Source organism: Psychrobacter okhotskensis, from assembly GCF_013248965.1.
Classification (GTDB): domain Bacteria; phylum Pseudomonadota; class Gammaproteobacteria; order Pseudomonadales; family Moraxellaceae; genus Psychrobacter; species Psychrobacter okhotskensis.
The window spans coordinates 22,125-48,603 of sequence record NZ_JABRVQ010000027.1 but is presented as its reverse complement, the minus strand read 5'-3'; the positions used below and the strand labels follow the sequence as shown (position 1 = coordinate 48,603).

The window sequence follows — 26,479 nt, the reverse complement described above, 5'->3', positions numbered from 1 at the left end:
ACTCAAATACTCAAATACTCAAATACTCAAATACTCAAATACTCAAATACTCAAATACTCAAATACTCAAATACTCAAATACTCAAATACTCAAATACTCAAATACTCAAAATTATTTTGAGCATCAGTATCCTTTGATACGGAATGTTTTAGGTATTCTGTTAGCCTAGATAGAGTCAAGAAAAATATCGATTACTTTTCAAGCTATGGTATATCAGCCGATTCTCTTATAGTCGAATCATCATCGCAACGATGATATTTATAATAGCTTAATTATCAAGGTAGACATCCTTGCATAGAGCGTGGTTTGCTTTACATATTTAAATTGAACAGCCCAATTAAGGAGTATCTGGGCTATTAACAGGTTTGTAGGTTGTAAAATATCCAGTCCATACTTTGCCATAGGTAGTTTTAAATAAGACCTTTTCGGTAGGATATATAATGATCTCTTTATCTAATCTATGATTGCATTCCTTGATGGCACATAATTTAACAAAGATGTATTTGTCATTAAAATACTCTATCTCGTAGTTCTTGGTTTTAAAATCGTTATATATTACTGCCTCTAAGGTTTTAGTGTTATATAAATCAGCAGGCAATATAAAGCTTGCACTAAATGCTTTGATTAACAGATAACAAATAAAGATGGCTATTGCTATGCCTGCTAATATTGACCAGTAAATAGGCTTTCTATATTTATCTACAAGGGTGCCCATACGGTCTTTAATATTATCCGAATTAATACCATCTTGAGCGTACTTCAATCCAATCAGCATAACAGCGTCAAGTACATAAAACATAAAGCCCGAAATAAAAAAACTTACAAGTAAAATGGTAACAATAGGGGATGTGGGGAACATACCTGCAAATAGCTCACTAATTAAATAAATAATAAGAACTAGCATTATAGGTATGACGATAAGCATCTTTTTTATGTGAAAATTTAAGTTTTTTCTAAGCTTTTTAACAAATTCTTCATCTTCAAGCCCTTTGACTTTGTTTTCAAAAGCACTTTTTAACAAACCTATTACTGCCTTCCCCATAACAATTATCAGAACGATTAAAAACAGTATAAGTATGCCGTCAACTGGTATTTGAGTGACAGAAAAAAACCTAATATAAGCAACATTTATACTTGATAATTCTAAGATCTGCCATAAAGCTCCTAAAAAAGATGGCAACAATAAAACAAGGCTTATGTTGTCCAGCACCCATTTAACCTGCTCCCTTAGTGTCTTCTTTGTGACCTCGGCTTTTTCATCAAGGCTATAAGTTTCTGGCACAAATAAGCCATTATCTTTTTTATGCCAGGCTGTGCCTTTAAACTCTTCTCTATTTGGGTCTGACATAGAGCACCTTAATCTCTTAAAATGAAGAAAATAAGGTTATAAGCGACCTTATGTTACTTCTCTCGTAGTAAGATTGATTCATACAAGAGGACTGGTAAAATGTTTACTATTCTAAAGTATTTCTGCCCAGTTTTTCTAGCTTTATCATTAGTGAGCTTAAAGCCTATGCGGCAAACATCCCAACCATAAGATACTGTGTTTTAACACGTCCACATAGTAAAAAAGTTGGTGTCTCTATAAATAAATATTTCTTACCTCGCGTGTAAAACCTTATATATCAGCTATTTATGAACGAAAATAAAATATAGCACTCATAATAATAATGATGAGCTATATTTAAAATACCTCAGCTATTAGTCCTGCTTTAATACACGATAAACGGTAGCTACCCCAACACCAACCGCCTTAGCGATTTCCTCTTTTGTCATATTGGCTTGACTGTCTAATTCTCTAATACGATTGTGTTTCGTTGTATTAGGCTTCTTACCAGTGGGCTTATAGCCACTGTTAGCCAGTCCCTGCTTAATACGCTCTCTACGCTTGTCGTTATCAAGTTTTGCCATCGTTGCTAATAAGTCGATCAACATATGGTTAATCACTGTTAGGATATCACCTGTCATGCCACCACTCACCGTATACGTGGTTGGTAGATCAGCCACCACCAATCGTAAGCCTTTGTCTTTGATACGCTGCTTTAGAGTTGCAAAATCATCTTGAGATAGCCGGCTTAATCTATCCACGCTTTCAACTAGTAGAATATCGCCTTTTTCAGCATCCTTTAGCAGCTTGGCTAAAGCTGGTCTATCGAGCTTCGTACCACTGAAATGCTCAACATATTCAATATAGTTATCATCATAACTTGTACTGAAAGCTACTAACTCAGCTAATGCTCTGGTAGCGTCTTGATCCTTAGTGCTGGCTCTCACATAAATACGAACGGTCATAACGCCACCTCTATTACTTAGACTTAATAATTAATGTTCATTAATAATAGCAAGATATTACTATCATTTAATAATACAAAAAAGTCTAATGATAGATAGATTATCATTTAAAGCTTTTATGCTTTAGGTATAGGCTAATGATAGGAAAAAAGCACAGCAGCCAGTCTTATAATTCAAAAGTCTGTTATAGATGGTTCCATGCTAACAGTCTGCTTTAAGTAGTCTGTTAATAGGTTTGAAAGGTAAAATAACTGGTTTCCTTGGGGTATACCCTTATTTACTGACCAGTTTTATGAGGCCCCTATAATGCTGCCACCCCAAACAACCGACCAATCAATGATGTTGCGACCATAGCGAGCACACCCCATATCACAACTCTAGACGTAGCAGGAATAACAGGGGCACCGCCCAAGCGCGCTGATATTATGCCAAGTAGCGCTAAGCCTACTATCGTTAAAGTCGCGAGTGACCAAACCAGTGTTTGTGCTGGCAAAAGTAAAATACCAATAATCGGTAATATGGCGCCCGCAATGAATGACAATCCAGAAGCAACTGACGCATGAATCGGCTTAGCTTGACTCAGATCTGTCAAACCAATCTCATCTCGGGCATGCGCCTCTAGTGCATCATGCTCAGTCAAAGCTATGGCAACTTGATGCGCTAAGACATGATCCAGTCCACGTTTCTCATAAATTTTGGTGAGCTCAAATAGCTCGCGCTCAGCATTATGAGTCAGTTCATGCAACTCTTTATCCAGATCCGCTTTTTCGGTATCAGCTTGAGACGATACTGAAATATACTCACCAGCTGCCATCGATAGAGCACCTGCGGTTAACGCGGCCATCCCTGTCAATAGCAGTGTTTGACTATTTGCACTTGCTGCAGCGACACCGACTAATAGACTCGCGGTTGAAATCAGTCCATCATTGGCACCAAGTACTGCTGCCCTAAGCCAATGATTGCGATTGCTTAGATGAGCTTCGTCGTGAATAGAATGATGCATAGCATAGATACCCTCAAACGATTTAGACATAAATTAGAATATGTCAGTGTAGCCTATAATGACACACCAATTTCCACATAGTTACCTTGCTTGCTTTAAAGCGATTATTCGATAGGTTATTAGTAAAAAGACTATTGTTTGACTGCCGGCATAAAATAATAACAAAGGCAGCGCGCGACTGTCTGAGCCCACCATAAACACATGAATACTGATGAACATATACGCCATAAAGGTCAAAAAGTGTAGCCAGCGCCATGCTGATTGACCAATATACTGCTTAATATAAAAACTAAACGCACAGATAAATAAGAACCAAAACCCCAACTGCCCCAAGGCCACGCCCACACGCTCAGTCTGAAAACCAAAAGGCATTAGCACCTGCCATAAGTTCAGATTTAAGAAATTATCTGCTAATAAGATACCAGCATGAAACGCGGCAAAGCCTACGGCAATCAGGCTTAGATACTGATGTAAGACAAATACCCGCGCTGCATTAAAGCGCTTGCCTAAACGAGTGCTTAACAACAAGCCAAAAATGACTGCCAACCAAAATAACGTATAAGCGATAACACCGCTTGCCCGTGATAAATACCAAAAGTGTTTATCTGTGCTGGTCAGTAGCTGAGATACCGTCTCTCCCCAAGTTAACGACGCATAACCACCAACTCCGATAGCAATGCTTAACGTTAAGCCAACCCATAGAGCCTGAGTGAGAACATTAGTATTGGAAGCAGTATGACTGCTGGTAGGATGGTCTGTATGCATGACTATGCTCCTATGAATGGCTTTACTTAATGTATTGATATCTAGCGCATGTCGCGTGATAAATTAACTAGCAAGCAGGTTTGGACGCATGGCAGAAGTCACCATCACTTTGTTATCCCTATCTATTAACAACGCCGCAATATGGTGTTTGTTGAGCCACGCCACGGCTGCTTTAACACCAAGAAGCACGCAGTATTTGGCGTATACCTCCGCCGTCATCGCATCTTTCGCCAGTACCGTTGCAGTTAGGACGTCACTTGTTACTGGACGCAAGTCATGCGGATGGATCAAATGATGTTGCCAGCGGCCGTCGTGCAACCAGCGACGATAATCTTGCCCAGATGTGGCGACAGCCCCAGAGCTGAGCTTGAGGATCGCCACATCTTCATCATTGTGAACGTGCTCACTATTGGCAAAATACGGCTTGGCAACAGCCACTCCCCAAGACACCGGTTTATCTGTTGGGTTTTTTGGAACACCAATCGCGATATCCCCACCCATATCGACTAAGCAGGGAATATGCCAGTCATGAACTCGGCTAATATTTTCCGCCAACTGCATGGCGCACCACCCTTTGACATATCCATTCAAATCCAGTGCCATGCCAGCTGGCAGATATACTTGATGTTGTCTGTCAGCTAACTGGCGAAGCTGAATACCTTCTATCTGCTGATTGGCATGGTTAGCACTTGTCGTGTCTTGCACGTTTGTAGGGGTGCTTACGCTAGTAACAGGTAATGATGGCACAGACATTTTGGGCAAGGTCTCAAATGAATGCTTATAGCCTGCGTCCCATAGAGGGTGCAATAACGTTGGTGTTACTAAGCCTTGAGTCTTTGAGACAAAGTGAATGGCACGCTGCAACACCTCAAATAATTCTGAACTCACCTCAGACCATTGGTCGCCACGGTTATTCAGTCTCATAAGCTCACTGCTGTCATCAAAACGACTGAAGATATGTTCCCAGTCAGCTAAGCGCTGCTGAATATCGTTTGTCAAAAAAGCGACTTGTTGGTCTATTCTCATTTGTGAAGGTTGCGCGCTCAGTCTTGTGGTATTTAAGCTAATTTGAATGTGACAACCCATGGCAAACAGTTTAATCGTTGCCAGTTGCGGTGTTGTTTGATTGGACATATTTGTGTGCATTCAAAGCCCTCCCTTGACTAAACATTCAAACTAAATAATCTGTGGTTTTTCTTATTTATTGAGAAGATCGCGTACGAGCGACAACCCTTATTACCTCAACAGGTGCGACTGCATTGACCTGTCGCAATTGATTGATATCAGCGATGGGCGTTGGCGTGACTGCCCTTTCATCAGACTCAGCAACAGCAGTGCTTATAATGGCAGTGCTCACAGGGGCAGTTTTTTGTTCTTGATTGAGTAGTACCAGCCATCCTGCCATAGTACCTGCAATCGAGACCATCATAATGCTGCTTTTAAGAGCGGCAAAAGGATCTGCTTTTTTAGCCATTTTTTTGACGGCTGGTGTCGAATGTGATTTGGTATTAGTCATCGTATTCCTCCTCATCATGTTGCTGATAGCTCATGGCGATTAGGCGATCATTCTCTTTATAGTATTTTTTATCGTGTGCTTTGCGATGTTTATCCTCTTTACGTTTATCATCATCGTGGTGCTTATCTTCATAATCGTCATCGTCAAATCTCTCAGCACGATAGTCATTGGTCGCAACCGGATTCAGTACAGTGCCGACACTGGCATCAATATAAGTAGCGCCGCTGTCTAATAGCACCTCATAAGCGACGGTGCCGTTATAATTGACGAGCTCGGGTGAAGCCTGCAATACTGAATTGGGCGCGTCTTGCTGCGCAAGCGCAGTTGCTTGCGTGGCTGTGAGTGCCGCCAGAGGTGATGGATTGGCAAATGGGGATTGCGTGAGAGGGTTTGCCACGGCTTTAAAGGACGATAAATCAGAGGATATAGAGGTAATGTCAGTATTTTGACTCATGGCATTCGCAGCTGATAGTGCGTCATCAGCGCTGGGCGACTGGACAGATAAGGCGATAACGCTACCAAAAAACACTAATGAGGTTGCACCAACAGTCAATAATAAGGGTTTTAATAGAGGTAGGCTCATAAGATTGTACTCCGTCTATATTATTAGGGAATACAACTAGCATACGGGGTAAATATTAACTCAACCTTAAGCCCACGCCGATTAATTTTTATCGTTTTATCAGATGCTTGATATCGCTTTTTTATGTCTTATCGTGACGATAAAGCCAGTTTCTGGTTGAGAGCGGTTAGCAAACTCTAACGTCAGACCGTGCAGCTCTGCTATTCGATTGGCAATGGATAGCCCAAGACCGCTACCTAATTGGCTTTGACCTGCTGGGCGATAAAAGCGCTCGCTTAAGCGCGTCAGTTGTTCTGGCTCGACGCCACTGCCATTATCGACCACTCTAATAGCATTGGTGTCGAGCTGAAGTTCAATCAAAGCGCCCTCGGGACAATAGCGAATGGCATTGTCCAACAGGTTACGGATGAGCAGTTTGAATAAAATTGGATTGATAAGGATGGGTAGAATATCAGCAGGATTGTCACAGTTCACAGTGCGTTTTAATTGCATGTGCTTTTCACGAGCCAGCCGATTGACATCACTGAGTACAATATCCGTTAGCATCAACCAATCCGGACTTTCTAATTGCTCAGGAGGTAATTGTTGTTGCGGTTCTATTTTGGCTAAAATCAGCAGTTGATCGACCAAATGAGTGGCCCGCTCAATGCCATTGCTAATGTTTTGGGCATGATAGAACAGCTGATTATCGTCTTCTACGCCAGATAACTGCAATATCTGCTGCTGTAACAAATCAGCTTGTAGCTTTAACGCCGCAAGCGGGCTTCTAAGCTCATGTGAGGCATCGGCGGTAAAGCGCTGCTCACGTGCTAGGGTATCCGCGACTTTTACAAACAAGACATTTAAGGCGCTCACTAACGGTTGGATCTCTTTGGGCACGTCCGCTGTGATGGGGCTATCATCTTGCGGTTGACGCTGTTCAAGCGCACTACTAATCTGAGTTAACGGCATAAACCCCCGCCGGATCAGCCACACCACCAAACCCATAAATGCAAATAGCCCAATCAACATCGGCAGCACTTGCACGGACATGGCATCAGTAATCATCTCTCGGCGAGATTTGAGGTTCTGTCCGACGGCAATGACCCGACCTTCATAGTCATGATCATCATGGACGTAAAATAAACGCCAGCGCTTACTAAAAGGGTTGAGGCGCTGATAGGCAGAATCATGCTCTTCTAAAAACCCATGCTGGTCTGGCAAAAAAGCAAATGATTGACCATTTTCATCAGCCATTAATAGACGGCCTTTTTTATCCCAAATGGCAAAGCCCATATAGTCATCCTCAGCCTCACCAAGATCACCTGATAGCTGCTTACTTTTTAACGCATAGATTTTGGGCGTGTGCTTTTTGTTATCATCCCTTTGCCTATGATGGTCTTTATCGTCCTCTTCTTTGGGGGCGACCCCTATTAAATAACGGGCAACTTGAGTGATTTGGGTGTCATTCATCTCATTGATTTCGTGCCAAAGCTTCCACGCAATAAAGCTTGAGGTAAGCACCCACAGCAAAGGTAAACCAATCAGTAGCGATGTTAATAGCCGTTGCTGAATACTTTTCATAGGCTCACCAAGTAGCAGACAAAGTGGAGGCACCAAAAACAGACCGTTGAATGCCTAACGGTGGTTAATGGTGGTTATGGACTGGATTGAGATAGTAGCCAATACCGCGTTTGGTCAAGATAAAATCATTGCCCAGTTTTTTACGTAAATGATGAATGTGTACTTCAATGGCATTGCTTTCGATATCTTGTTGCCACCCATATAGCTTGTCTTCTAAGCTTGCGCGGCTGTGGATTTGCTTAGGGTGGGTCAGCATTTGCTCTAAGATTGCCACTTCTTTGATGGTTAATTCTACCATTTTGCCTTGATAAGAGACTTGCTGATTCTGAGGCTGATAGGCCACTTCGCCATAACGGACTTCAGGTTGACACCGACCTTGGCTGCGTCTCATCAATGCTTGTAGACGGGCAATCACCTCATCTAATGCAAATGGCTTCACCAAATAATCATCAGCGCCGGCATTGAGTCCTGCCACACGATTGGCAATCGCATCGCGAGCGGTGATAATCAATACTGGCGTATCTATGTGTTTTTCCCGCCAGTTTTTTAGGACGGTCATGCCATCACCTTTTGGCAAGGTCAAATCCAGCAGTACCGCATCAAACATGCCATCTTGCAGCGCCATCTCACCTTGCTTGGCATCACCAAACCAATCCACCATCATGCCATGACTTTTTAAGCCAAGGACAATTCCATCAGCGATGGTGCTGTCGTCTTCTATCAATAATATGCGTGCCATAAGTGCTCCATCGCTTGACTTATTTCATAGTAGTCGGCTTGTCTGTCACCGTTTTTTTGCCCGTTATCATTGATTTAATGAGGTTTTGGCGTTGCCAGTAACTCATGGCAATCGCTGCGATGATATGTAGAGGAACCAGTAGATATAAGCTGTTTGCTAATAACTCATGAATCTCTTCAAGCACCTCTTTATCACCAAACAGCCCTGCTTCCATCAGATAACCGGTTAGTCCTAACCCTATAGTCACAGCCCATAACGATAACATCATCAGTGCGGCCAAGGGGTTATGACCAAGATTCTGCTCATCAACGCGTCGAACGCTTAAATCTGATACATGCCGTTTGAGTCGTTTTGGTGTGGGGAAAAAGCCAGTAAAGCGTGCATAGCGCGTGCCAACCAGACCCCAAAGTAAACGTATGACCACCAGTCCCAAAACGGTATAGCCGACATACTCATGCCACTCACCACCATCTTCGGTAAAAAACAGATTAGCAATAATACCAGCTGCGACTGTCCAATGAGTCACTCTTACTAATAGGTCCCAAACTTTTACTTGCCTCGCTTTAGGCATGTTCGGTACATGTGCAGAAGAGTCGTCCCAATTAATGATGTCTTTTTGGCTCATGGTTGTCACTCCTTAATCATTTGTTTGTTTATTGACAACACCCGCTGCTAAACACTGAAAATCAGCAAGATATCGTAAGCAGACGAGATATCACATCATCTGCCTTATCGCTATTACAACAAACAAATCTTAAGGTGAGCTTAGGACGTTAAAACAGGTAAATCATTGTGCAGCGAACCGGTAGCCTACGTCGTGCCATATACACCACTTAAGAATTATTTAAGAATCAGGCTGTATTATTAGCCATACTTCTCAATAAATACCTACTTGTTAAATCAAGCTTTCTTAACGGCAATAAAATAATTTTTCGGGAGATTCTTATGGCTTTAAAGTCATGGCAAGTGATCGGTAGTGTCGTACTGATCACTTCAATCACTGTACTCATGCAAATTTCCTCTGAAACGTGGATCACATCAGCAACAGTCAGTTTGATAATGGGTGCTTCGGCTTTAGCGTGCATGGCAAGCTCATGCATACTCGCTAGCCGTTGGCACGGTATTGAAAGGCTCTTTGGCGGTCTGGACAGGGTTTATGAAGCGCATAAGTGGATTGCTATATGGGCACTTATTTTCGCTGTCTATCATTTTGTCTTCAAAGCCAAGCTAGACGCTTGGGATCTTGCGCCCATTTTGGAGTTGTCCAAATATTGGACGCGTTTGATGCGTCAACTCAGCCTTGTCGCGTTAGGTCTGATTATACTACTGGCGCTGAATCGCAAAATCCCGTATGGCAACTGGCGTTGGTTGCATAAGTTCTCAGGCCCACTTTTTTTAATCGTTATACTACATTGGCTGAGCTTTGAGTCTCCCATCACACTGACTAGTCCAGCAGGTATTTGGTTAGCACTACTTTGTTCTGTAGGCGTGATTGCAGCATTGTACAAGATGATATTGTACCCATTCATTGCCAAAGCCGGAGAGTATAAGTTAGTCGCTATATCCCAGGGCAAAGCGGCGGTACACTTGGAGTTTGAGCCAGTCCGTAAAGGGTTTCAATTTAAGGCTGGTCAATTTGCCTTTATCTCTCTTAAAGAACCAGGTTTGCACGAGCCGCATCCTTTTACCATAGCTAACGCACCTTCTGATACTGGACACATCCATTTTGTGATTCGAGCATTGGGTGATTATACAAAAAAGCTAAATGAACAAGCCAAAGTGGGTATGTTGGCTGATATTTATGCGCCTCATGGTAATTTTAAACGTATATCAAATGCAGAGCGTGAAATCTGGATTGGTGCCGGAGTAGGAATCTCTCCCTTTATTTCTTGGCAAGAGGATAAAACTATCGGTCATTTTGAACGTGCCACTCTGATATATTGCTTCGATCCTGCGCGTGTTTTTCCAAGTGTTGAGCGTATGCAGGAGATGACAGAACAGTCTGGAGTAGATTTCGTAGCCAACCCAAGTGGCAGTAATGCCATGGCTGAAACCATTCGGCAAGTCGCCAGTGAAGTTAATCCAAAGCAGATTCAGATTAGTTTTTGCGGTCCAAAAGGGCTTTTAGGAAAAGTACAAGAGTTAATGAAAGAAAATGGTATTCCTGCCAAAAATATTCATTATGAGTTTTTTGATTTTCGCTAGAACACGTACAATTTGCCGTGCTTAACACAAACCCAATAAGACAAATGGCACGCTGGCTCAAGTCATAAAGTCATCGGTGCTAGTGCTAAGTAGGCGAACGACAATGGTATACAGATTAATTTAAGTCATCGAACGTTGATCAGGAGCCTGGTGGTTTAAAGGCCGTCTTATACTTAATGGTCTACAGTGACTTAACATGAAATGGATATACCGCCATTTCATGTTAAAAAGGACACTACTGTGTACACGGAGCTACTATAAATAACTAGGAGTGATGATAACAATAGCGTACAACCGAATATTCAAGTCCTCACTAGGGAACCGAATCAGTGAAAGTACCTAATTGGTTCCTTATGGGTATACCCTAAATAGAACCATCTAATATTTTATGCATAGCTTAAGTATTATGACGTGTGATTATAGGTGTTAATAATAAATGTAGTTATCAACTTATCAAAGTATTAGACTCAATGTTTCTGCCTTCATAAATGGTTGCTTTTTTGAATAAGAAGCTGGCAAATGTACAAGTTGTTGTCAGTGACAGCAGCATTGATACCAGCGTATGGCTAAAAAAGTGATCGCCAAAACTCATTTTATACAGCCCCATCGTCCAGCCTAAAACAGTCACTACTGTAAATATCCTATAGCGATATTTGTGTAGACTAGGTAAAAAAGCCAGGCCATATAAAGAGAACCCTGCACTGGCATGGGCGGCTGGGAAGCATTTGGAATCGGTTTTAGCGGTTATGTTTTGCCAAATATTCAGATAAGGTAAGTCCCCACCAAACAGCGTTAAATGATTGGGGCAACTGACATGAGTGACACTCTTTAATAGGGCAACAGTAGAAGGTACGACGATAAGAATAATCAGTAGGTAGCTTATTTCACGTACTGAAAAGGGAACCATAAATTGATTGATACTTCTATTCTTGATGATAGAAACATTATTCGAAGGCTGTCTGTATTTAATAATTAACACAGTGATTAAGTAGAGGGCTAGCAAAATCAATAATGCTTTAGGAGCATCATAAAAGATGAAAGCATAAGGCTGTGCGCCCTTTTGTATAAGCCATTGCCCATTAGTATAAAAAAGCTCGCTGATGTGAATATCAAACTGGCTATGTTCAAAGATTAACGCTGTAATGATCGTTAAGCAAAGCAGCTTAAGCCACATCCAATCAGATGAGTTATTTTCCAATGCCATTGAAATACCTTTCAATATATTAATTTGCAAAACCTCAAGTGCTATTCGCTATAAGACGTTAAATAATGCCATCAGCCATAAAACAAACAATAGCAATAACGCCAAAAACTGGGCAGCAGAACCGACATCTTTAGCTATTTTAGCGAGCGGATGTTGTTCTGTAGAAGTATGGTCAACGCAGGCTTCGATACCTGTATTGAATAGCTCGACGATAAGCGATAGAAACGAAACTATTAACAGCAGCATTTTTATATAGATAGCAAAAGGCATAAATATTAAAACGATAAGTAGTAAAAAGTTAAGCCAAATAACTTGCCTAAAGGCCGCTTCATATTTATAAGCCGCTTTAAAACCATCTATCGAGTAGCCCGTCGCTTTTAAAATACGAGACAGCCCCTTTTTACCTTTAACTTCACTCGCAAAGCTATCAGCTACCAGTAGAGAGCCAGTTGTTTCTTTAAGTTTATAATCAAAATCTGCGGCTTCATTATCGAGAATAGTAGGTTTGCGAGTACTCATGTTGATTGCTTAATAGTCATTAAAGTTAGAGGGTATGGCAAGCTTTGGGAATAAAATAAAAAGTGCAATCACCGATATAATTCTTGTTGTAATGATCCCAGTGTAGGAGGGCACTGGTTAGCACTTAGGTATCATTATAAGATTGGTATCGTTAAGAAAGCGTTAAGATAAAACCCTGAAATTAAATTTATACCGTTGCTTAAGTAGGGCAATTGCGGGTTTTAGACTTTTGATATAGCGTCTTTACTAAGCTTAATACCTAAATACTGGACAAACCAAAAAGCAGTAACTAACACCTGTGCTATTGAGGTGTCGGCTACTGCTTTGACTAAAGCTATATAATTGGGCTTATCGTTCGATAGCCTTAACGATAATAAATACTAAAGCTGCTGCCCCCAGTTTTATTGGCTTGATGGGTTAATTCCCAATCCATATGCGTCATAATACGCTGCACGATACTAAGTCCTAAGCCCGACCCTTCAACCTTATTACTAAATGCCTTATCTGTGCTCGAATTGTCATCCGTTTTGCCATCCGTTTTGCCATCCGTTTTGCTATGCTCTAAACGCTCAAAGCGCTCATACAGCAGCGGCATCATACTCTCAGGAATACCAAGACCCGTATCAGTAACGACTATTTTGTCACTATCGATAGTTATGATGACTTCGCCATCATCTGTGTATTGAAAGGCATTTTTAATGAGGTTACCTAGCGCCATTTTTAGCAGTTCAGGACGCACGTTTGTAAAATACACTTGTTCAGCGATTATTGTACAAGTGACTGACTTATATTTGAGTAGATAGTTTAAGCGCTGCGCCTCATTTATAGCAATACTATTAATAGAGGTTTGCGGGGCATCCAGTTTTTCAGGGGCACGAGAGAGTAGTAATAAGGCGCTGATAATCTCAGTGGTCTCCTTTGCAGTCGTGTTGATACGGTTGGTAAATTCGCTTAAATAGCTGTCGTGCGCTAATTGGGAGGCTAATACCTCGGATGCGCCCATTATTATGGTTAAAGGGGTACGCAATTCATGGCTGACATCGCCTGTGAATAATTGCTCACGCTTTAGATACTGCTCAAGGTTATTATTTTTCTCATCAATCGCTCGTGCTAACACCCCAACTTCTGAGGGTAGGTGGGTTAATTCGGTTAAATTTTGATGATCGGTCTCTACCGCTTTTTTTAGATCTAATAAAGGCTTGATGATTTGCTTAGAGGATAAATAAGAGAATAGCGCAGCGATTAGTAAGCTCAAAAGGACCGCAATTTTTAGTGCATCAGCAAATATATCTTCTAGATTCTCAAAGATTGCTAAAACAGGATAATTCTCCATCGCCATTTCAGACCCTTCTAAGTAGGTCAAAATATAGTTTTGCTCATTTTGTGGATAAGCAAAAAAATGCAGATTAGTTTCAGTTTTACCCGCTTTATTATTTACGGTTACTCGCATTTCTTGAACGGTTCCGTTGGCTATTGTTTTTAAATTCTCAGGCGCACTATCATAACGATAAATTTTAATACCCGGATTTGCTGTATAAACAGCCTGTTCACCACATTTTTCTTGACTGATTTGTAGCTGCTGTAAAAGTCGCCCTTTCACTAAGTCCTGTTCAATTCGCATCTCAGCATACATAAAAATGCTGACGAAAGCCGTGCAAAGCAATAAAGCGAATACAAAATAGGAGATTCGAAACTTATTGGCGATTGAGTCTATAGTGAACATGGCAGACGCTTATTTAGTGTAAGGCAATAGATAGCGTAAGAAAAAATATAGATATGACTGCTTATAATAGACTCTAATCTGTAAATCGTATTGTGAAATTTTAGACTTTATCAGGGTTGATAATCTGATAGCCAACGCCCGCTATGGTCATGATCATCGGCTCAATAAACGGTTTATCAACTTGAGCGCGCACACTATGCATATGCGTACGTAAAGCATCGCTGTGAGGTATATCTTCACCCCATAATTTTTCCTCAAGCTCATTCTTATTGACGACTCGAGGTGCGGCGCTCATCAGGGTATTCAGTATTTTAAACCCTGTTGGCGTGAGCTTGAGTGATTTACCCTCACGAGTAACCGTGTGCTCATCGGTATTTAAAGACAGTTTGCCAACGGTAATATTATGTTGAAAATGATCGTCTTGATGCCGACGAATCAAAGCTTTAATACGGGATTCTAATTCGACGAGCGAAAAAGGCTTGACCAAATAATCATCAGCGCCACTATCAAAACCTGTGACTTTATCCAGAATCGTATCACGTGCCGTCAGCATGAGCACAGGTGTTTTATTATGCAATTCCTCTCGAAGCGCCTTGCACAATTTGGTGCCATCCATGCCAGGCAACATCACATCTAGTAAGATAACGTCATAACGATTATTTGAAGCTAGCGTTAAGCCACTAATGCCATTATGAGCATTGTCTAACTCAAAGCCTTTAGTCTCAAAAAAAGCGTAAATGTTGGCGACGATATCGGGATTGTCTTCAATAATAAGTATTTTATACATAATGGCTACTACTCTATAAAAAGCGTGAGGCGGATAAAAAATAATTTAATGGGTATACTGGAAAAAAGTAGGTTTTGATAGCATCTCGTCGGTGGTAATACCGAAAAATTTAAGTAAAGTTGGGGTAATAAAATCGTGTGATACTGGCTTATCAAGCATAAGGCTGTTTTTATCAATACTATTATTAGTAGGCGACCAAATAATGACAGGCACCTGCTTTTGCGCAGCGGGTGCTATAGAGTAAGGCAGGCCGTGCAAGTAGATATTATTCTCACCTAAACTCTCACCATGATCGCTAATATATACCATTACCACATCATAATCGGGCTCGTAAGTTTTTAGCGTATCAATCACGTTATTCAAGAAGTAATCGGTATAACGAATCGCATTGTCATAGCCGTTAATAACTGATTGGTCATCGCACTTGGATAGCTCATTGGTCATACAGACGGGTTTATATTCTTCAAAAGCCTTAGGATAACGCTTGTAGTAAGCGGGACCATGATTGCCCATTTGATGTAATAAAATCAGTGTATCTTTAGCAGAAGCGCCTGTTTTTACAAGCTTATCAAAACCATCAAGCATACCGATATCGCGACATTCATCATCGCAATTTGGATTGATATCGCTCGTTTTGTAGTCTTCAAAAGTCACTCGATCCGCCACGCCTTTAGAGCTTGAATTATTATCGCGCCAAATAACGTTTACGCCTTGTTTATTGAGCGTATCTAGCACGTTTTCATTATAGTCTGCTTCATCCGGATTATAGTCTGAACGATTAGCATAACTGAACATACAAGGCACTGAGTAAGCTGTAGAAGTACCGCAAGAGGTGGCATTTTTGAAGCTATAAATATTAGATTGCTTGGCAAGTAGTGGCATCGTATCGCGCTTATAACCATTTAAGCTAATATGGTCAGCGCGCACTGTTTCACCAACGACAAATACCATGAGTTTTGGTTTTGCTGTACTACCATTAGCAGCGTTACGTTTGGCATCAGTTGCGTGCAGTATCATCGTATCAGGACGGCGTAGCTCATCAATATAATCAGTACCGAGTTTGATGACTGAATAAATAGGAGTAATAGGATTGGTATAACTACGCACCATTTTATGCTGACGAAAAAAGGTGGCGTATTGATCACCAAAGGGCAATAAGCAAACGCCTACTAAGGCAATAGCCGCTATCAAAGTAGCTGTCTTTTGTAGTATCGAGCGTCGTAAGGAAGTAGGTTTTATTTTTAATTTGCTAATAATAACAGCAGGTACAACACCTAATATTAGCAGCCGAATAAAAAAGCTTAGCGACATCAGTTCCATCGCTTCTGCTTGATCAGTCTGTAAGCTATTAATTAGCATATTAGTATCAAATATGGTGCCGTAAGCATCGGTAAAATACCCGCACACAGCTGCTATCAGCACTAAAGCAATCAGCACTGGTTTGGCAATGGGTCGATAGCATAGCAACTGAACGATTAGCCACATCAAGCTAAATAATAAGCCTGAGAGAGACACTATAAAGCCAATGTTTGTGCTAAGTGGATAAACACTTAACACTTGCGTAAAAAAGCCAATATTGGCAGTAGCTATTAAATAAAGCACGACAATGATAATCAGAAAGCTAAGATTAATCTTGCGATCAAAAATTTTGCTTGCAAAGCTTTTTTTCGTATTAGCTTGATTACTAATAGTGCTAAGTGCTTGAGAGGGTAACATAAACGGGATTCTCAACAGGATCGTAAGGAGTATGATTCCTTACGATAGCAAGTAGCCTGTTAAGAAGACGTTAAGGGGATTGAATAGGAGTTTGTGTTTTAGTGCTACTATTGAAATTTTTCAGGTATGTAGGATCAAAACCCCATTATTAACCACATCACCTAAGAAGAGTGAGTTTGAAAAACGTTATTATGATCTTTTAACCCTGTCAGGCAGCGATGCCTGACTCAAGTAAATCAACCTTCGATATAGTCGGGGCGTTTTAGTTCAAGCTATTTTTGACAATATTTTGAGTATTTTGAGTATTTTGAGTATTTTGAGTATTTTGAGTATTTTGAGTATTTTGAGTATTTTGAGTATTTGAGTATTTGAGTATTTGAGTATTTGAGTATTTGAGTATTTGAGTATTTGAGTATTTATGATCATATTTAGTGAGAATGGCCATAATCTAAAGCGGGCTGTATAGACTCTTTTTCAGCACGCTTATCGTCTTACTTTTCGGTGAAAGCCTTCAGATATGGTTTAGTAAACACAATCACCTAAAGTAGTCTGTCAAAAGTAGTTCCATCATATCAGTCTATTTTAAGTGGTCTATTAGTTGATAAGTGAACCTAATTAGGTAGTACCTTTGAGGCATACCCTACGATAACAGGAAATCCATCGCGGATGACAAAACCTGTTTAGCTTTTAAACAAGACGGGTTTGTCGATAGTATGTAAGATAAGTTGGAAAAGTAACTAGAGTGTAAGACTATTCATACTGGGTCTGAATCAAAGTTTTATTGTGATTAATTTCTGCTCAATATTATTCATTTGTCGCCATGATGAGTGATGGCGGCTTGTAATTTAGTTAGGAAAAATAATCTTGAGTAATAATATACGTTTGTATCATTTGTATCATTTGTATCATTTGTAGCAGAGCTTGTTCTAGGCTTCTTTACTTACACTTTTCTGTAAGTTATTTTTTAGTAAATGATCGAATATAAATGGGCCAAAAGGTAAGAGTGAGCCGAGTACGCCCGCAGGTATTGCCCAAAGAGGCATTTTCATTTTGATAGCTGAGCCTATAAGTATTATGATATAGGTAATAAACAAAATACCGTGTGCCATACCGATGTATTTCACACCTTCTGGAATATCCAGCATATATTTTAGTGGCATGGCGATGAAGAGCAATAATAAGAAAGAGGTGCCTTCTAGGTAGCCTATAAGGGTAAGACTTTTTAACGCGGTCTCTTGTTTTTTTCTAAGGCTGTGAATTTTTTCAATAGTTGGCTGAGCCTGTGACACTATATTTTCCTTTTGTTATTATCAATAAAGAATTTATGGATTATTCAATGTCTCTATAATAATGGCTCTACGCAGAGCTTTTAAGTATTGGGTTTTAAGACCTAAAATGAGTGAGTACCTATACCAGTCATACATTACCTTCCAGTTCACATTTTATAAACATACTCAAGTATAAAAAGTATTTTTCCGTATAGAGTGACTACGACGCTAGTTCATTTTGTTTGTGATAATCGGCATCAATGTGCTTATTTATTACGCTTACTTTCTAAAAATATCATGTCAATTATAATCAATGCGACACCGACACAGACACCTATATCTGCAACATTGAAAATAGGATAATTCCAGACATCAGCATAATGCACATGGATAAAGTCAACCACTTTGCCAATTCTTAAACGATCGATTAAGTTGCCAATCGCACCGCCAAGCACTAAGGCCAACCCCATAGACAATAGCTTGGCTGTACGTGGCGCTTTGATTAAATAAATCGTTAAAAAGATAGCCATTACAAAAGCTAAGCCTGAGAAAAACCATTTCTGCCAACCGCCAGCGTCGGCTAAAAAGCTAAATGCTGCCCCATAGTTATAAGCGAGTGTCCAGTTGAGAAATGGTTCAATGACCGGTACGGGGTCATTGAACGCTAATTTGGTTTGGGCCAACCACTTAGTCCATTGATCAAGTATTAACACCATTATCGCCAACAAATACCAGATAAAAGCGCGACTGCCATTGGCAACCATTTTTGGCATTTTATCCAACTTACCTTTAGGTGTTATCGAGTTGCCTGAAGTCACGTACATAGCTTTAGGCGTATGATTCATGGTTTTAGAGTCAATCGATTGATGAGTACTACTCACAGCTATAGGTACTTTATTGTCAGCAATATTAGTACTAGCCGATTCAACGCTATTCAATTTAGTACTATCTAATCTGTCGGTAGATTCAGTCATAGTTGTTTTCTTTATCTGTGTTTATACAATGAACAATGTTAAACGTATATGTTTTTGGTATACGACTATTAATCGCGCCACTTTTATAAACGGCTCCACTTACCGCTCTGGTGTTATGAAACTTACGGTAATAATTTTTTATTAGGGAATCTGTTGATTGATTTCAACATTAACCTGAGTCTGTTCAGCGCTAATCACTATAGGATTACCCGATAAGTCGCCTGACTCTGCTATGGCATTACCGCTATGACTAATACGAGCAACGACTGCTAACTGAGTTTTGTCACTACGAGCTGAATTTAACGTACGATCTGGCATCATCGCATCAAGATTGCTTAAGCGGATACTAGCCTCACCTTGCTTGATAATACTAATGGGTAAACGTTTGGCGGCAAACGGTGGACCTCCTTTAACGTCACGTATCGCAACAAACAACACATCATCAGCTTTCACTAACGGTAATAAATTAGCGTTAATTTTCACTGTCACGTCAATACCTTCTAGCGCTTGCTTTTCTTGCGTGCTAACGTAGTTGCTTAACTCATCTAAGCTTGCTAAAGCTTTAGTATGATCACCTGGTTTGGCCACAATGCTGCCTTGTAAGCGTTTAATCCAACCTTGCGCTTGGGCAAAGTTACTACTACGAGTCTCACCCATTGCCATGAGCATTTGAGCCCGTTCATGCTGTGGATTCTTAGCTAATATAGCTTGTAATACACGGCGAATATTGGCGTCTAACTGACCTTCATTAACGAAAAAGCTAGTCTGAGCATAAGTGGTGGCGATTTCTTCATTTTCAGGAGCTAAACGATAGGCACGAGATAAGGCTTCCAGCGCAGAATCAGTTGCCTCCATAGATAAGAAAAGCTCGGATAGGCGCATCCAGCGATTAGGATCATCAGCATTACGATGAACATTGGTTTGCATGGCGCTAATCAGTTGACGACCATCTTCAAACGCCCATGATGGCGGCTTGTCAATTTTAGCTGTCAATAGGTCGTCAGCCACTTGTCCTACTTTGTCCTCAGCTGTCCACAAATCAAACACGGGCGTACGATTGCCTATTAGTAAATACGCCATTGCAGCCAATATTGGGATCCAAGCTGCGACAATTAAACGGCTTTTGACATCAGGGGTGACCATAGGTGTTATCTGACGCTGCGCATCTAATAGCTGACGCTCAAGCTCCAGCTTTTGATTTTGATAATGGCTATTATTAATAGTACCGCTGTCTTTATCTGTTTGTAGCTCAGCTAAACGTTCGCGAAATACTGCAACATTAATATCTAGCAGTTGATTGTCTATTGGTTTGGACTGCAAACGCGGTGCTCGTAGCCATGGCATAATAGCAATCAGCGCAAATATAAGAGCAATCAGCAAGCTTAGAGTTACAAATAAGCCAAAAGTAGAAAATAGAGTCATTTTTTGTCCTCTAGGCTAGTAATGTCGTGGTCGACACTCTCAGCTTGCGATAATAGACGATCAAGCTCAGCCTTTTCCGTAGAGGTCAAGGCAGCAGTACTGTTCACTGTGACGCCGCTTTGACCACGGGCAACAACTTGGCGACGCTTACTTTGCCAAAACCAACCAATAATTAAGACGAGCAATAATAGTGGTGGAAAAAACCATAGGATCCATGTTGATGGTCGCATAGGCGGCTTGTAGCTAATAAAGTCACCGTAGCGCTCTTGCATATAGACGCGTATTTCAGCATCACTACGTCTATCTTTAATTAAATCATAGACTTTTTGCTTTAGATCCTGTGCAATCGGTGCATCAGAGGCTGCAAGGTTTTGATTTTGGCATTTTGGGCAGCGAAACTCTTCTATTAATCCACGATACTGAGCTTCTTGCTGTGGTGAGTCAAAATCGTATACGTCAATAGCTGCGTTTGCCGTCATGTTAAGCAGACACGCTAGTATTAAGCTTGCTAGTTTTAAAACTATATTGGGTTTTAGTTGAGGAGCTCTTATTCGAATAACGTTCATTTGCACATCTCCTCAACCTGAATGAGATCAGGACTATCGTTGTTCTTATTAGCCTCATTAAGTACGGTCAGGCACGGCTTAACACGCTGTTGCCAATTGGCTTCATTAACCTCACCAACAATATGCTGACGAATGATGCCATCTCCATCCACAACAAAGGTTTCGGGCGCACCAGTTATGCCTAAGTCTAGAGCAAACTGACCCAATGAATCCTGAATAGACATAGAAAATGGATCACCGCCTCGGTTTAAGTAACTGAGCGCATTACCAATCTCATCCTTATAATTCACACCAACGATATCAACGCCGCGCTCTTCTAGTTGCATTAAAAACGGATGCTCAATAACGCAAGTTGGGCACCATGAGCCCCAAACATTAAGTAAAAACGGCTTATCCGGCAAATTATCATTGGTGATAGTACGGGTAGTATCTGCTAATAACGGCAGCTCAAAGGTAGGAACCGGACGCTCAAGAGCGGTATTGGTCACAATGTCTGTTGGTTTACCTAAGCGCATGTACAATATAACTACCAAACCAAAAAAGAGGATAAGCGGAATTAAGAACCATAGCTTCGTCTGCTTTTTTTTCATTGTCTTTGGGTTACGCTGCTTACTGTTTTGGCTATCTTTTTGCTCAGGAGTATTATTCGACATAGTCATTTATTTCTCCTTTAGTGTCGACATCGTCGATGCTGAGATTGCCTGTTCAATAGCTACCTCATTGACTCCATCAGTAGCCAGATCACCAGTAACTAGCAATGGAGCTTTAACTTTTTTGATGCGGTATCGTTTATCAAGCATGCTAATTAATCCACCTAGAGCCATGATAATTGCCCCTAACCAAATCCAGCGAATTAATGGTTTTACATAAATCCTTAATGCCCATTGGTTACTACCATCGGCAATAGGTTCGCCCAGTGCGACATAAACATCGCGCATAAGATTGGGGTCAATAGCGGCCTCAGTTGTTGGCATAGTGCTGATAATATACGTACGTTTTTCAGGATATAGCGTTGCCACTTCTTGGCCATTCTTAGTCACTACAACCTCAGCTTGCGTTGCATCAAAGTTACTCCCCTTTATTTCAAAAAATTCAGTTACTTCAAAATCGTAACCTTGAACATTGACTGTATCGCCAATACCCATTGCTACGTCACGCTCAATACTCAAGCTACTAGTAAAGGCTATGCCAATGACAGCAACCAATACGCCAATATGAGCAGTCTGTTGACCCCAATAGCTCAGACGCAACTGCCGCAAACCGTTAAAAAGATTAGGCGCATTCTTAGTTTTATCTTTAAAATCAACTGCCATCCATAGCAGTACCCAAAAGCTAACGGCTAAAGTCACACCAATATTAAGCATAGACGATGGATTAACAAAGTAAGTAATAATGGCGGCTAATACTAAGCTACTAACGGCGATGACCATGCCTATACCCAGTAGTGGACGGGTGTCTTTTTTCCAGCGAATATTTGAGCCCATACCCATAGCTATTAATAACAGCCACGTTAAAGGTACAAATAATGCATTAAAATAAGGAGGGCCGACGGACACTTGTCCTAAACCAAAGGCATCAGCGATAATAGGATAGAGGGTGCCGAGCAACACCACTAAGGTTGCAATCAAAATGATGGCGTTGTTGATCACTAAAAAGGACTCACGTGAAATCAGCTGATATTGACTTTCAACGGTTAAACGCCAACCGCGAACGGCAAACATCAATAGACCACTACCGATGATAATGCCAAGAATAGCTAAGATAACCAAACCACGCGTCGGATCAGCGGCAAACGAATGCACTGAGGTAAGGACTCCAGAGCGTACCAGGAACGTGCCAAGCAAGCTTAAGGCAAAGGCGAAAATAGCCAGCATGATGGTCCATGCTTTAAACACCCCGCGCTTTTCAGTGACTGCTAATGAATGCAGCAATGCTAAGCCGACAAGCCAAGGCATAAACGAGGCGTTCTCTACCGGATCCCAAAACCACCAACCGCCCCAGCCAAGCTCGTAGTAGGCCCACCACGAGCCCAGTGCAATACCAATGGTCAAAAATCCCCAAGCCGCCAGCGCCCATGGACGTGACCAGCGTGTCCAAGCAGCATCTAAACGCCCTTCCCACAATGCCGCCATACAAAATGCAAAAGGCACTACCATACCCACATAGCCCATATATAACATGGGCGGATGAATAATCAGACCGAAATCTTGTAGGACAGGATTTAAATCAGCGCCATCGACCGCTAGATTGGGTAAGGTACGCTCAAACGGTGACGAGGTAAATATCAGCATTGTTAGCATCATTAACTGTACACCGGCCAAAATAACTAATACCCGCGCACGCATTGATAACGGCAAGCCGCGACTAAAGTATGATACCAGTGCACACCATGTGGCCATGATGGTCATCCATAGCAGCAAAGAGCCCTCGTGTCCGCCCCATGTCGCCGATAACTTATAGTACCAAGGCAACAGCGTATTGGAATGCTGCGCGACGTAACTGAGGCTAAAATCATTATAATAAAAACCTGCTATCAAAGCGCCAAATGACGTTATCATGGCGGCAAACTGTGCCCAAGCTAAGCTAGGGGCTAGTCGTTGCCAAGCAACTTGGTTACGAATAACACCAATAGTTGGCAGAATTACCTGCAATAACGCCAATACAAAAGCGGTAAGCAAGGCAAAATAGCCCAATTCTGTAATCAACATACGGTCTAACCTTATTTACTCTAATGCGGTTGCAGTTTACTGTAGCGGTGGAATTTTTATTATTAGAACCCACCCCCGAAATCTGCTGCTATCTCTAGTTTTTAATTGATTTCGAAGGGTTTTATTTAACTACTTTAGGCGGAGTTACCAGTGGAGGCGCGCCTTTAAAGCGCAGTAAACGTAACGCATTGAGAGTAACGAGCACTGTTGCTCCAGCATCAGCTAGAACCGCAATCCATAGTCCAGTAATGCCGAATACGGTCGTGATCAGAAAGACGCCTTTGAGACCTAAAGCGAAAATGACGTTCTGATGAATGTTGCGCATGGTGGCACGCGAAAGTGCAATCAGATGGGCCATGTCTGTAACACGACTTTTTAATAATGCGATATCGGCCGTCTCAATGGCCACATCGGTACCACCACCCATCGCGATGCCAACATCAGCGGTTGCTAGTGCTGGCGCATCGTTAATACCATCACCCACCATCGCTATTTTTCTGTTATTCTTCATCTCGTTAAGCAAGCGCAGTTTGTCCTCAGGCAACAGCTCAGCTTCCCATTCCACGTCTAAATTACTGGCAAGTGCTTGAGCGGTTAAGCGGTTGTCGCCTGTTAGCATGACGGAGCGCACACCCATCGCTTTAAGTTGAGCCACACCTTCATGAGCGTCGTCTCGTAACTCGTCTCTTAGTGCGACCAATCCAAGCACTTCTCGACTTTGCTCATCGAAAAGAACTGAGACGGTCTTGCCCTCATTTTGCAGCGCCTCGATTTGTGCCTGTTGCTCGGCTGAAATTGATGCCTCATCTGCGGCATAAACAGGCGAACCGATAGCTAGCGCGCGCCCAGCGATAGTTGCGTGTACCGCTTTACCCGCAGTAGCAGAAGCTTTAGAAGCCACAGGTATGACAACTTTGGCGGCTTTGGCATGACTGACAATAGCTTCAGCAAGCGGGTGACTAGAACCTGTCTCCACACTGGCAAAGAGCGCCAATACCTTATCTTTACCTTGAGAACCCTGATCCTGAGAATCCTGACCTTGAACACTTGAATACTCTTGTGTAATGTCAACAACATCGGTCACGCGTGGTTTGCCTTCAGTTAAAGTGCCTGTCTTGTCAAAAGCGACTGTCTTCACTTGGCCGATGGTTTCTAAAGCACTACCGCCCTTGATCAGCAAGCCGCGGCGCGCACCGACCGCTAGACCAGAGGCGATAGCAGCTGGTGTTGAGAGCACAAGAGCACAAGGACAAGCGATCAATAATAAGGCTAGACCTCGATATAACCAAGTTGACCAATCTCCGCCCATGGTTAACGGTGGGACGATGATAATTAGGGCGGCAATAGCCATCACAGCCGGTGTATAGTAACGACTGAATTTCTCAATAAAACGGGCAGTGGGTGCTTTGGAAGCTTGCGCTTGCTCTACCAAATCAATAATGCGCGAAATAGTGTTATCGGCGGCTGTCTTTTCTACGCGCACTTGGAGCACACCATCGATGTTAATTGACCCTGCAAATACATTGTCACCCATCGTCTTGGCAACAGGAACAGACTCTCCCGTCACGGGCGAATCATCAAGGCTGGACGCACCTTGAACAATGGAACCATCAGCAGATACCCTATCTCCAGGACGCACCAGCACAAGGTCATTCACTTGTAGTGAAGTCGCTGGAACGTTACGCTGCCCACCTTGAGCATCAAGTAAAATCGCACTTTTCGGAACCAGCGATGATAAGGCTCTGATGCCAGCGCGAGCGCGATCAGCAGCGATACTCTCAAACAGTTCACCGATTGAGAACAAAAAGACAACCGCTGCGGCCTCTTCAGCTTCACCAATGATAAGTGCGCCAAGCACGGCGACGGACATCAGCGTTTCAATTGAAAAGAATGAACCTGTTTTAGCCAGTGCTAAGGCTTTGCGTGCAAATGGAAAAACGCCTACAATCACAGCGATGGCAAACACCCATATCCCATAAGCGGGGAACAGTAGTGACAGTGCATAAGCGCTGCCCATCAAAATACCGAGACCAACAACCTGTTTGCCTTTTTGAGTTTGCCACCACCGCTTATCCTGCGGAGCCATCTGATTGTCGCTGTCAATATCAATAGCCGATACAGTTTGTTGACCAGTATTGGCAGATATACCGAACCCTAGGCTTTTGATGGTTTTTTCAATATCACTAGCCTGAGTCGGCGCATCAGGGGCCAAGCTTAGCTCTAGCGTTTCTGTAGCAAAATTTAGCTCAACATCAGAAACCCCAGGCATACGTTTCAAAGCTGTTTCAATCTTGCCGATGCAACTGGCACAGTCCATACCTTCAATATGATATTTCATAATAATTTACCCTTTGAATAATGGTATTATGAACCCTCTAGTGGCTTTAGAGTCAAGGTTGTCTATCTACAGTTTTGTAAATTCAATTTCTCTAGCGCCAGTCTTTACAGCCACTTTAATCATTTAAATCATAGAGGTTATTATGACAATCAAAATTGGTGAGCTCGCTAAACGCACAGGTGCCACAGTGGAAACCATTCGCTATTACGAAAAGGAGCACTTATTACCTGAGCCTTCTCGCAGCGCAGGGAATTATCGTTTATATAATGAAGAGCACATTGAGCGTCTACAATTTATCCTACACTGCCGTACGCTTGACATGGCTCTAGACGAAGTACGAATCTTACTTGAGTTTTGGGAGGAACCTGATAAAGACTGTGGTGATGTGAGCTCCTTACTAGATAAGCAAATTTATGCTGTAGAAATACGAATGGAAGAACTGATGCACTTAAAGCAGCACTTGACTGTTTTGCGCCAGAAATGTGCAAGTAGTGCACCAGCGGTATCATGTGGGATATTAAAGGCTCTTGCCGATAATTCTTGTCATGAGTAATGATATTAGTAGTGTTCATTTCTGACTGATCAAA

24 protein-coding genes are annotated in these 26,479 nt (G+C 41.8%); 2 read left to right on the top strand and 22 right to left on the bottom strand.

Annotation, left to right across the window (positions count from 1 at the left end; all coding sequences use genetic code 11):
* Positions 1-338 precede the first annotated feature (338 nt).
* The 10 genes from HQR03_RS12210 to HQR03_RS12165 form a co-directional block, all read right to left on the bottom strand.
* On the bottom strand, positions 339-1,349 hold the full coding sequence (locus tag HQR03_RS12210) for a hypothetical protein (protein WP_011513687.1): 1,011 nt from the start codon (positions 1,347-1,349) through the stop codon (positions 339-341).
* A gap of 353 nt (positions 1,350-1,702) precedes the next feature.
* Entirely contained in the window at positions 1,703-2,293 is a 591-nt protein-coding gene (locus tag HQR03_RS12205; RefSeq protein WP_173240335.1) for a recombinase family protein, read from the bottom strand.
* Positions 2,294-2,594: 301 nt separating this feature from the next.
* On the bottom strand, positions 2,595-3,296 hold the full coding sequence (locus HQR03_RS12200; protein ID WP_011959977.1) for a VIT1/CCC1 transporter family protein: 702 nt from the start codon (positions 3,294-3,296) through the stop codon (positions 2,595-2,597).
* 81 nt (positions 3,297-3,377) lie between these two features.
* Positions 3,378-4,061 (bottom strand): ferric reductase-like transmembrane domain-containing protein, encoded by a 684-nt coding sequence (locus tag HQR03_RS12195; RefSeq protein ID WP_011959976.1) that lies wholly within the window; start codon positions 4,059-4,061, stop codon positions 3,378-3,380.
* Between the two features lie 63 nt (positions 4,062-4,124).
* Positions 4,125-5,195, bottom strand: a complete 1,071-nt coding sequence (locus HQR03_RS12190; RefSeq protein WP_227501911.1) for an FAD:protein FMN transferase — start codon at positions 5,193-5,195, stop codon at positions 4,125-4,127.
* A gap of 67 nt (positions 5,196-5,262) precedes the next feature.
* Entirely contained in the window at positions 5,263-5,577 is a 315-nt protein-coding gene (locus HQR03_RS12185) for a hypothetical protein (protein ID WP_109592595.1), read from the bottom strand.
* On the bottom strand, positions 5,570-6,160 hold the full coding sequence (locus HQR03_RS14455) for a PepSY domain-containing protein (RefSeq protein WP_173240334.1): 591 nt from the start codon (positions 6,158-6,160) through the stop codon (positions 5,570-5,572). Before HQR03_RS14455 ends, HQR03_RS12185 begins: the two co-directional genes overlap by 8 nt.
* Positions 6,161-6,259: 99 nt before the next feature.
* Positions 6,260-7,723 (bottom strand): ATP-binding protein, encoded by a 1,464-nt coding sequence (locus HQR03_RS12175; protein WP_011959972.1) that lies wholly within the window; start codon positions 7,721-7,723, stop codon positions 6,260-6,262.
* A 64-nt stretch (positions 7,724-7,787) separates the two neighbouring features.
* Entirely contained in the window at positions 7,788-8,462 is a 675-nt protein-coding gene (locus HQR03_RS12170) for a response regulator (protein ID WP_020444568.1), read from the bottom strand.
* Positions 8,463-8,481: 19 nt separating this feature from the next.
* Positions 8,482-9,087, bottom strand: coding sequence for a cytochrome b/b6 domain-containing protein (locus HQR03_RS12165; protein ID WP_020444589.1), 606 nt, complete (start codon positions 9,085-9,087; stop codon positions 8,482-8,484).
* Between the two features lie 320 nt (positions 9,088-9,407).
* Here HQR03_RS12165 and HQR03_RS12160 point away from each other — a divergent pair, with 320 nt between their 5' ends.
* Positions 9,408-10,667, top strand: a complete 1,260-nt coding sequence (locus HQR03_RS12160; RefSeq protein WP_020444588.1) for a ferredoxin reductase family protein — start codon at positions 9,408-9,410, stop codon at positions 10,665-10,667.
* A 445-nt stretch (positions 10,668-11,112) separates the two neighbouring features.
* Here HQR03_RS12160 and HQR03_RS12155 read toward each other — a convergent pair whose 3' ends face one another.
* The 12 genes from HQR03_RS12155 to HQR03_RS12100 all read right to left on the bottom strand — a co-directional run bounded on the left by HQR03_RS12155 (position 11,113) and on the right by HQR03_RS12100 (position 25,892).
* On the bottom strand, positions 11,113-11,901 hold the full coding sequence (locus HQR03_RS12155) for a PAP2 family lipid A phosphatase (RefSeq protein ID WP_227674895.1): 789 nt from the start codon (positions 11,899-11,901) through the stop codon (positions 11,113-11,115).
* A gap of 18 nt (positions 11,902-11,919) precedes the next feature.
* Entirely contained in the window at positions 11,920-12,390 is a 471-nt protein-coding gene (locus HQR03_RS12150) for a diacylglycerol kinase (protein WP_025645042.1), read from the bottom strand.
* Positions 12,391-12,754: 364 nt separating this feature from the next.
* The gene (locus HQR03_RS12145) at positions 12,755-14,113 is read right to left on the bottom strand and encodes a sensor histidine kinase (protein ID WP_102090549.1); all 1,359 of its coding nucleotides are present in this window, start codon (positions 14,111-14,113) and stop codon (positions 12,755-12,757) included.
* A 100-nt stretch (positions 14,114-14,213) separates the two neighbouring features.
* Complete coding sequence (locus HQR03_RS12140) at positions 14,214-14,900, bottom strand: response regulator transcription factor (RefSeq protein WP_025645038.1); 687 nt, start codon at positions 14,898-14,900, stop codon at positions 14,214-14,216.
* Positions 14,901-14,945: 45 nt separating this feature from the next.
* Positions 14,946-16,616, bottom strand: coding sequence for a phosphoethanolamine transferase (locus HQR03_RS12135; protein WP_102090548.1), 1,671 nt, complete (start codon positions 16,614-16,616; stop codon positions 14,946-14,948).
* Between the two features lie 926 nt (positions 16,617-17,542).
* The gene (locus tag HQR03_RS12130) at positions 17,543-17,905 is read right to left on the bottom strand and encodes a DUF3817 domain-containing protein (protein ID WP_087813587.1); all 363 of its coding nucleotides are present in this window, start codon (positions 17,903-17,905) and stop codon (positions 17,543-17,545) included.
* A 245-nt stretch (positions 17,906-18,150) separates the two neighbouring features.
* A complete protein-coding gene (gene lspA, locus HQR03_RS12125; RefSeq protein ID WP_045455808.1) occupies positions 18,151-18,858 on the bottom strand; it encodes a signal peptidase II in 708 nt (235 codons plus the stop codon).
* Between the two features lie 141 nt (positions 18,859-18,999).
* Complete coding sequence (ccmI, locus tag HQR03_RS12120; RefSeq protein ID WP_101211261.1) at positions 19,000-20,280, bottom strand: c-type cytochrome biogenesis protein CcmI; 1,281 nt, start codon at positions 20,278-20,280, stop codon at positions 19,000-19,002.
* Positions 20,277-20,759 (bottom strand): cytochrome c-type biogenesis protein, encoded by a 483-nt coding sequence (locus HQR03_RS12115; RefSeq protein ID WP_020443538.1) that lies wholly within the window; start codon positions 20,757-20,759, stop codon positions 20,277-20,279. The genes ccmI and HQR03_RS12115 overlap by 4 nt, the downstream gene beginning before the upstream one ends.
* Positions 20,760-20,842: 83 nt before the next feature.
* Positions 20,843-21,505, bottom strand: coding sequence for a DsbE family thiol:disulfide interchange protein (locus tag HQR03_RS12110; protein ID WP_082638013.1), 663 nt, complete (start codon positions 21,503-21,505; stop codon positions 20,843-20,845).
* A complete protein-coding gene (locus HQR03_RS12105) occupies positions 21,506-23,554 on the bottom strand; it encodes a heme lyase CcmF/NrfE family subunit (RefSeq protein ID WP_058368779.1) in 2,049 nt (682 codons plus the stop codon).
* A 121-nt stretch (positions 23,555-23,675) separates the two neighbouring features.
* Complete coding sequence (locus HQR03_RS12100; RefSeq protein WP_058368778.1) at positions 23,676-25,892, bottom strand: heavy metal translocating P-type ATPase; 2,217 nt, start codon at positions 25,890-25,892, stop codon at positions 23,676-23,678.
* Between the two features lie 142 nt (positions 25,893-26,034).
* Between HQR03_RS12100 and cadR the strand changes: the two genes are divergently transcribed.
* Positions 26,035-26,445: a Cd(II)/Pb(II)-responsive transcriptional regulator gene (gene cadR, locus HQR03_RS12095; protein ID WP_011513679.1), complete on the top strand. Its 411-nt coding sequence runs from the start codon at positions 26,035-26,037 to the stop codon at positions 26,443-26,445.
* Positions 26,446-26,479 lie beyond the last annotated feature (34 nt).

Excerpts from the sequence above, each read along its gene's own strand:
- HQR03_RS12210 (WP_011513687.1), bottom strand. The coding sequence starts at position 1,349 with ATGTCAGACCCAAATAGAGAAGAGTTTAAAGGCACAGCCTGGCATAAA.
- HQR03_RS12205 (WP_173240335.1), bottom strand. The coding sequence starts at position 2,293 with ATGACCGTTCGTATTTATGTGAGAGCCAGCACTAAGGATCAAGACGCT.
- HQR03_RS12200 (WP_011959977.1), bottom strand. The coding sequence starts at position 3,296 with ATGCATCATTCTATTCACGACGAAGCTCATCTAAGCAATCGCAATCAT.
- HQR03_RS12195 (WP_011959976.1), bottom strand. The coding sequence starts at position 4,061 with ATGCATACAGACCATCCTACCAGCAGTCATACTGCTTCCAATACTAAT.
- HQR03_RS12190 (WP_227501911.1), bottom strand. The coding sequence starts at position 5,195 with ATGTCCAATCAAACAACACCGCAACTGGCAACGATTAAACTGTTTGCC.
- HQR03_RS12185 (WP_109592595.1), bottom strand. The coding sequence starts at position 5,577 with ATGACTAATACCAAATCACATTCGACACCAGCCGTCAAAAAAATGGCT.
- HQR03_RS14455 (WP_173240334.1), bottom strand. The coding sequence starts at position 6,160 with ATGAGCCTACCTCTATTAAAACCCTTATTATTGACTGTTGGTGCAACC.
- HQR03_RS12175 (WP_011959972.1), bottom strand. The coding sequence starts at position 7,723 with ATGAAAAGTATTCAGCAACGGCTATTAACATCGCTACTGATTGGTTTA.
- HQR03_RS12170 (WP_020444568.1), bottom strand. The coding sequence starts at position 8,462 with ATGGCACGCATATTATTGATAGAAGACGACAGCACCATCGCTGATGGA.
- HQR03_RS12165 (WP_020444589.1), bottom strand. The coding sequence starts at position 9,087 with ATGAGCCAAAAAGACATCATTAATTGGGACGACTCTTCTGCACATGTA.
- HQR03_RS12160 (WP_020444588.1), top strand. The coding sequence starts at position 9,408 with ATGGCTTTAAAGTCATGGCAAGTGATCGGTAGTGTCGTACTGATCACT.
- HQR03_RS12150 (WP_025645042.1), bottom strand. The coding sequence starts at position 12,390 with ATGAGTACTCGCAAACCTACTATTCTCGATAATGAAGCCGCAGATTTT.
- HQR03_RS12145 (WP_102090549.1), bottom strand. The coding sequence starts at position 14,113 with ATGTTCACTATAGACTCAATCGCCAATAAGTTTCGAATCTCCTATTTT.
- HQR03_RS12140 (WP_025645038.1), bottom strand. The coding sequence starts at position 14,900 with ATGTATAAAATACTTATTATTGAAGACAATCCCGATATCGTCGCCAAC.
- HQR03_RS12135 (WP_102090548.1), bottom strand. The coding sequence starts at position 16,616 with ATGTTACCCTCTCAAGCACTTAGCACTATTAGTAATCAAGCTAATACG.
- lspA (WP_045455808.1), bottom strand. The coding sequence starts at position 18,858 with ATGACTGAATCTACCGACAGATTAGATAGTACTAAATTGAATAGCGTT.
- ccmI (WP_101211261.1), bottom strand. The coding sequence starts at position 20,280 with ATGACTCTATTTTCTACTTTTGGCTTATTTGTAACTCTAAGCTTGCTG.
- HQR03_RS12115 (WP_020443538.1), bottom strand. The coding sequence starts at position 20,759 with ATGACGGCAAACGCAGCTATTGACGTATACGATTTTGACTCACCACAG.
- HQR03_RS12110 (WP_082638013.1), bottom strand. The coding sequence starts at position 21,505 with ATGACTATGTCGAATAATACTCCTGAGCAAAAAGATAGCCAAAACAGT.
- HQR03_RS12105 (WP_058368779.1), bottom strand. The coding sequence starts at position 23,554 with ATGTTGATTACAGAATTGGGCTATTTTGCCTTGCTTACCGCTTTTGTA.
- HQR03_RS12100 (WP_058368778.1), bottom strand. The coding sequence starts at position 25,892 with ATGAAATATCATATTGAAGGTATGGACTGTGCCAGTTGCATCGGCAAG.
- cadR (WP_011513679.1), top strand. The coding sequence starts at position 26,035 with ATGACAATCAAAATTGGTGAGCTCGCTAAACGCACAGGTGCCACAGTG.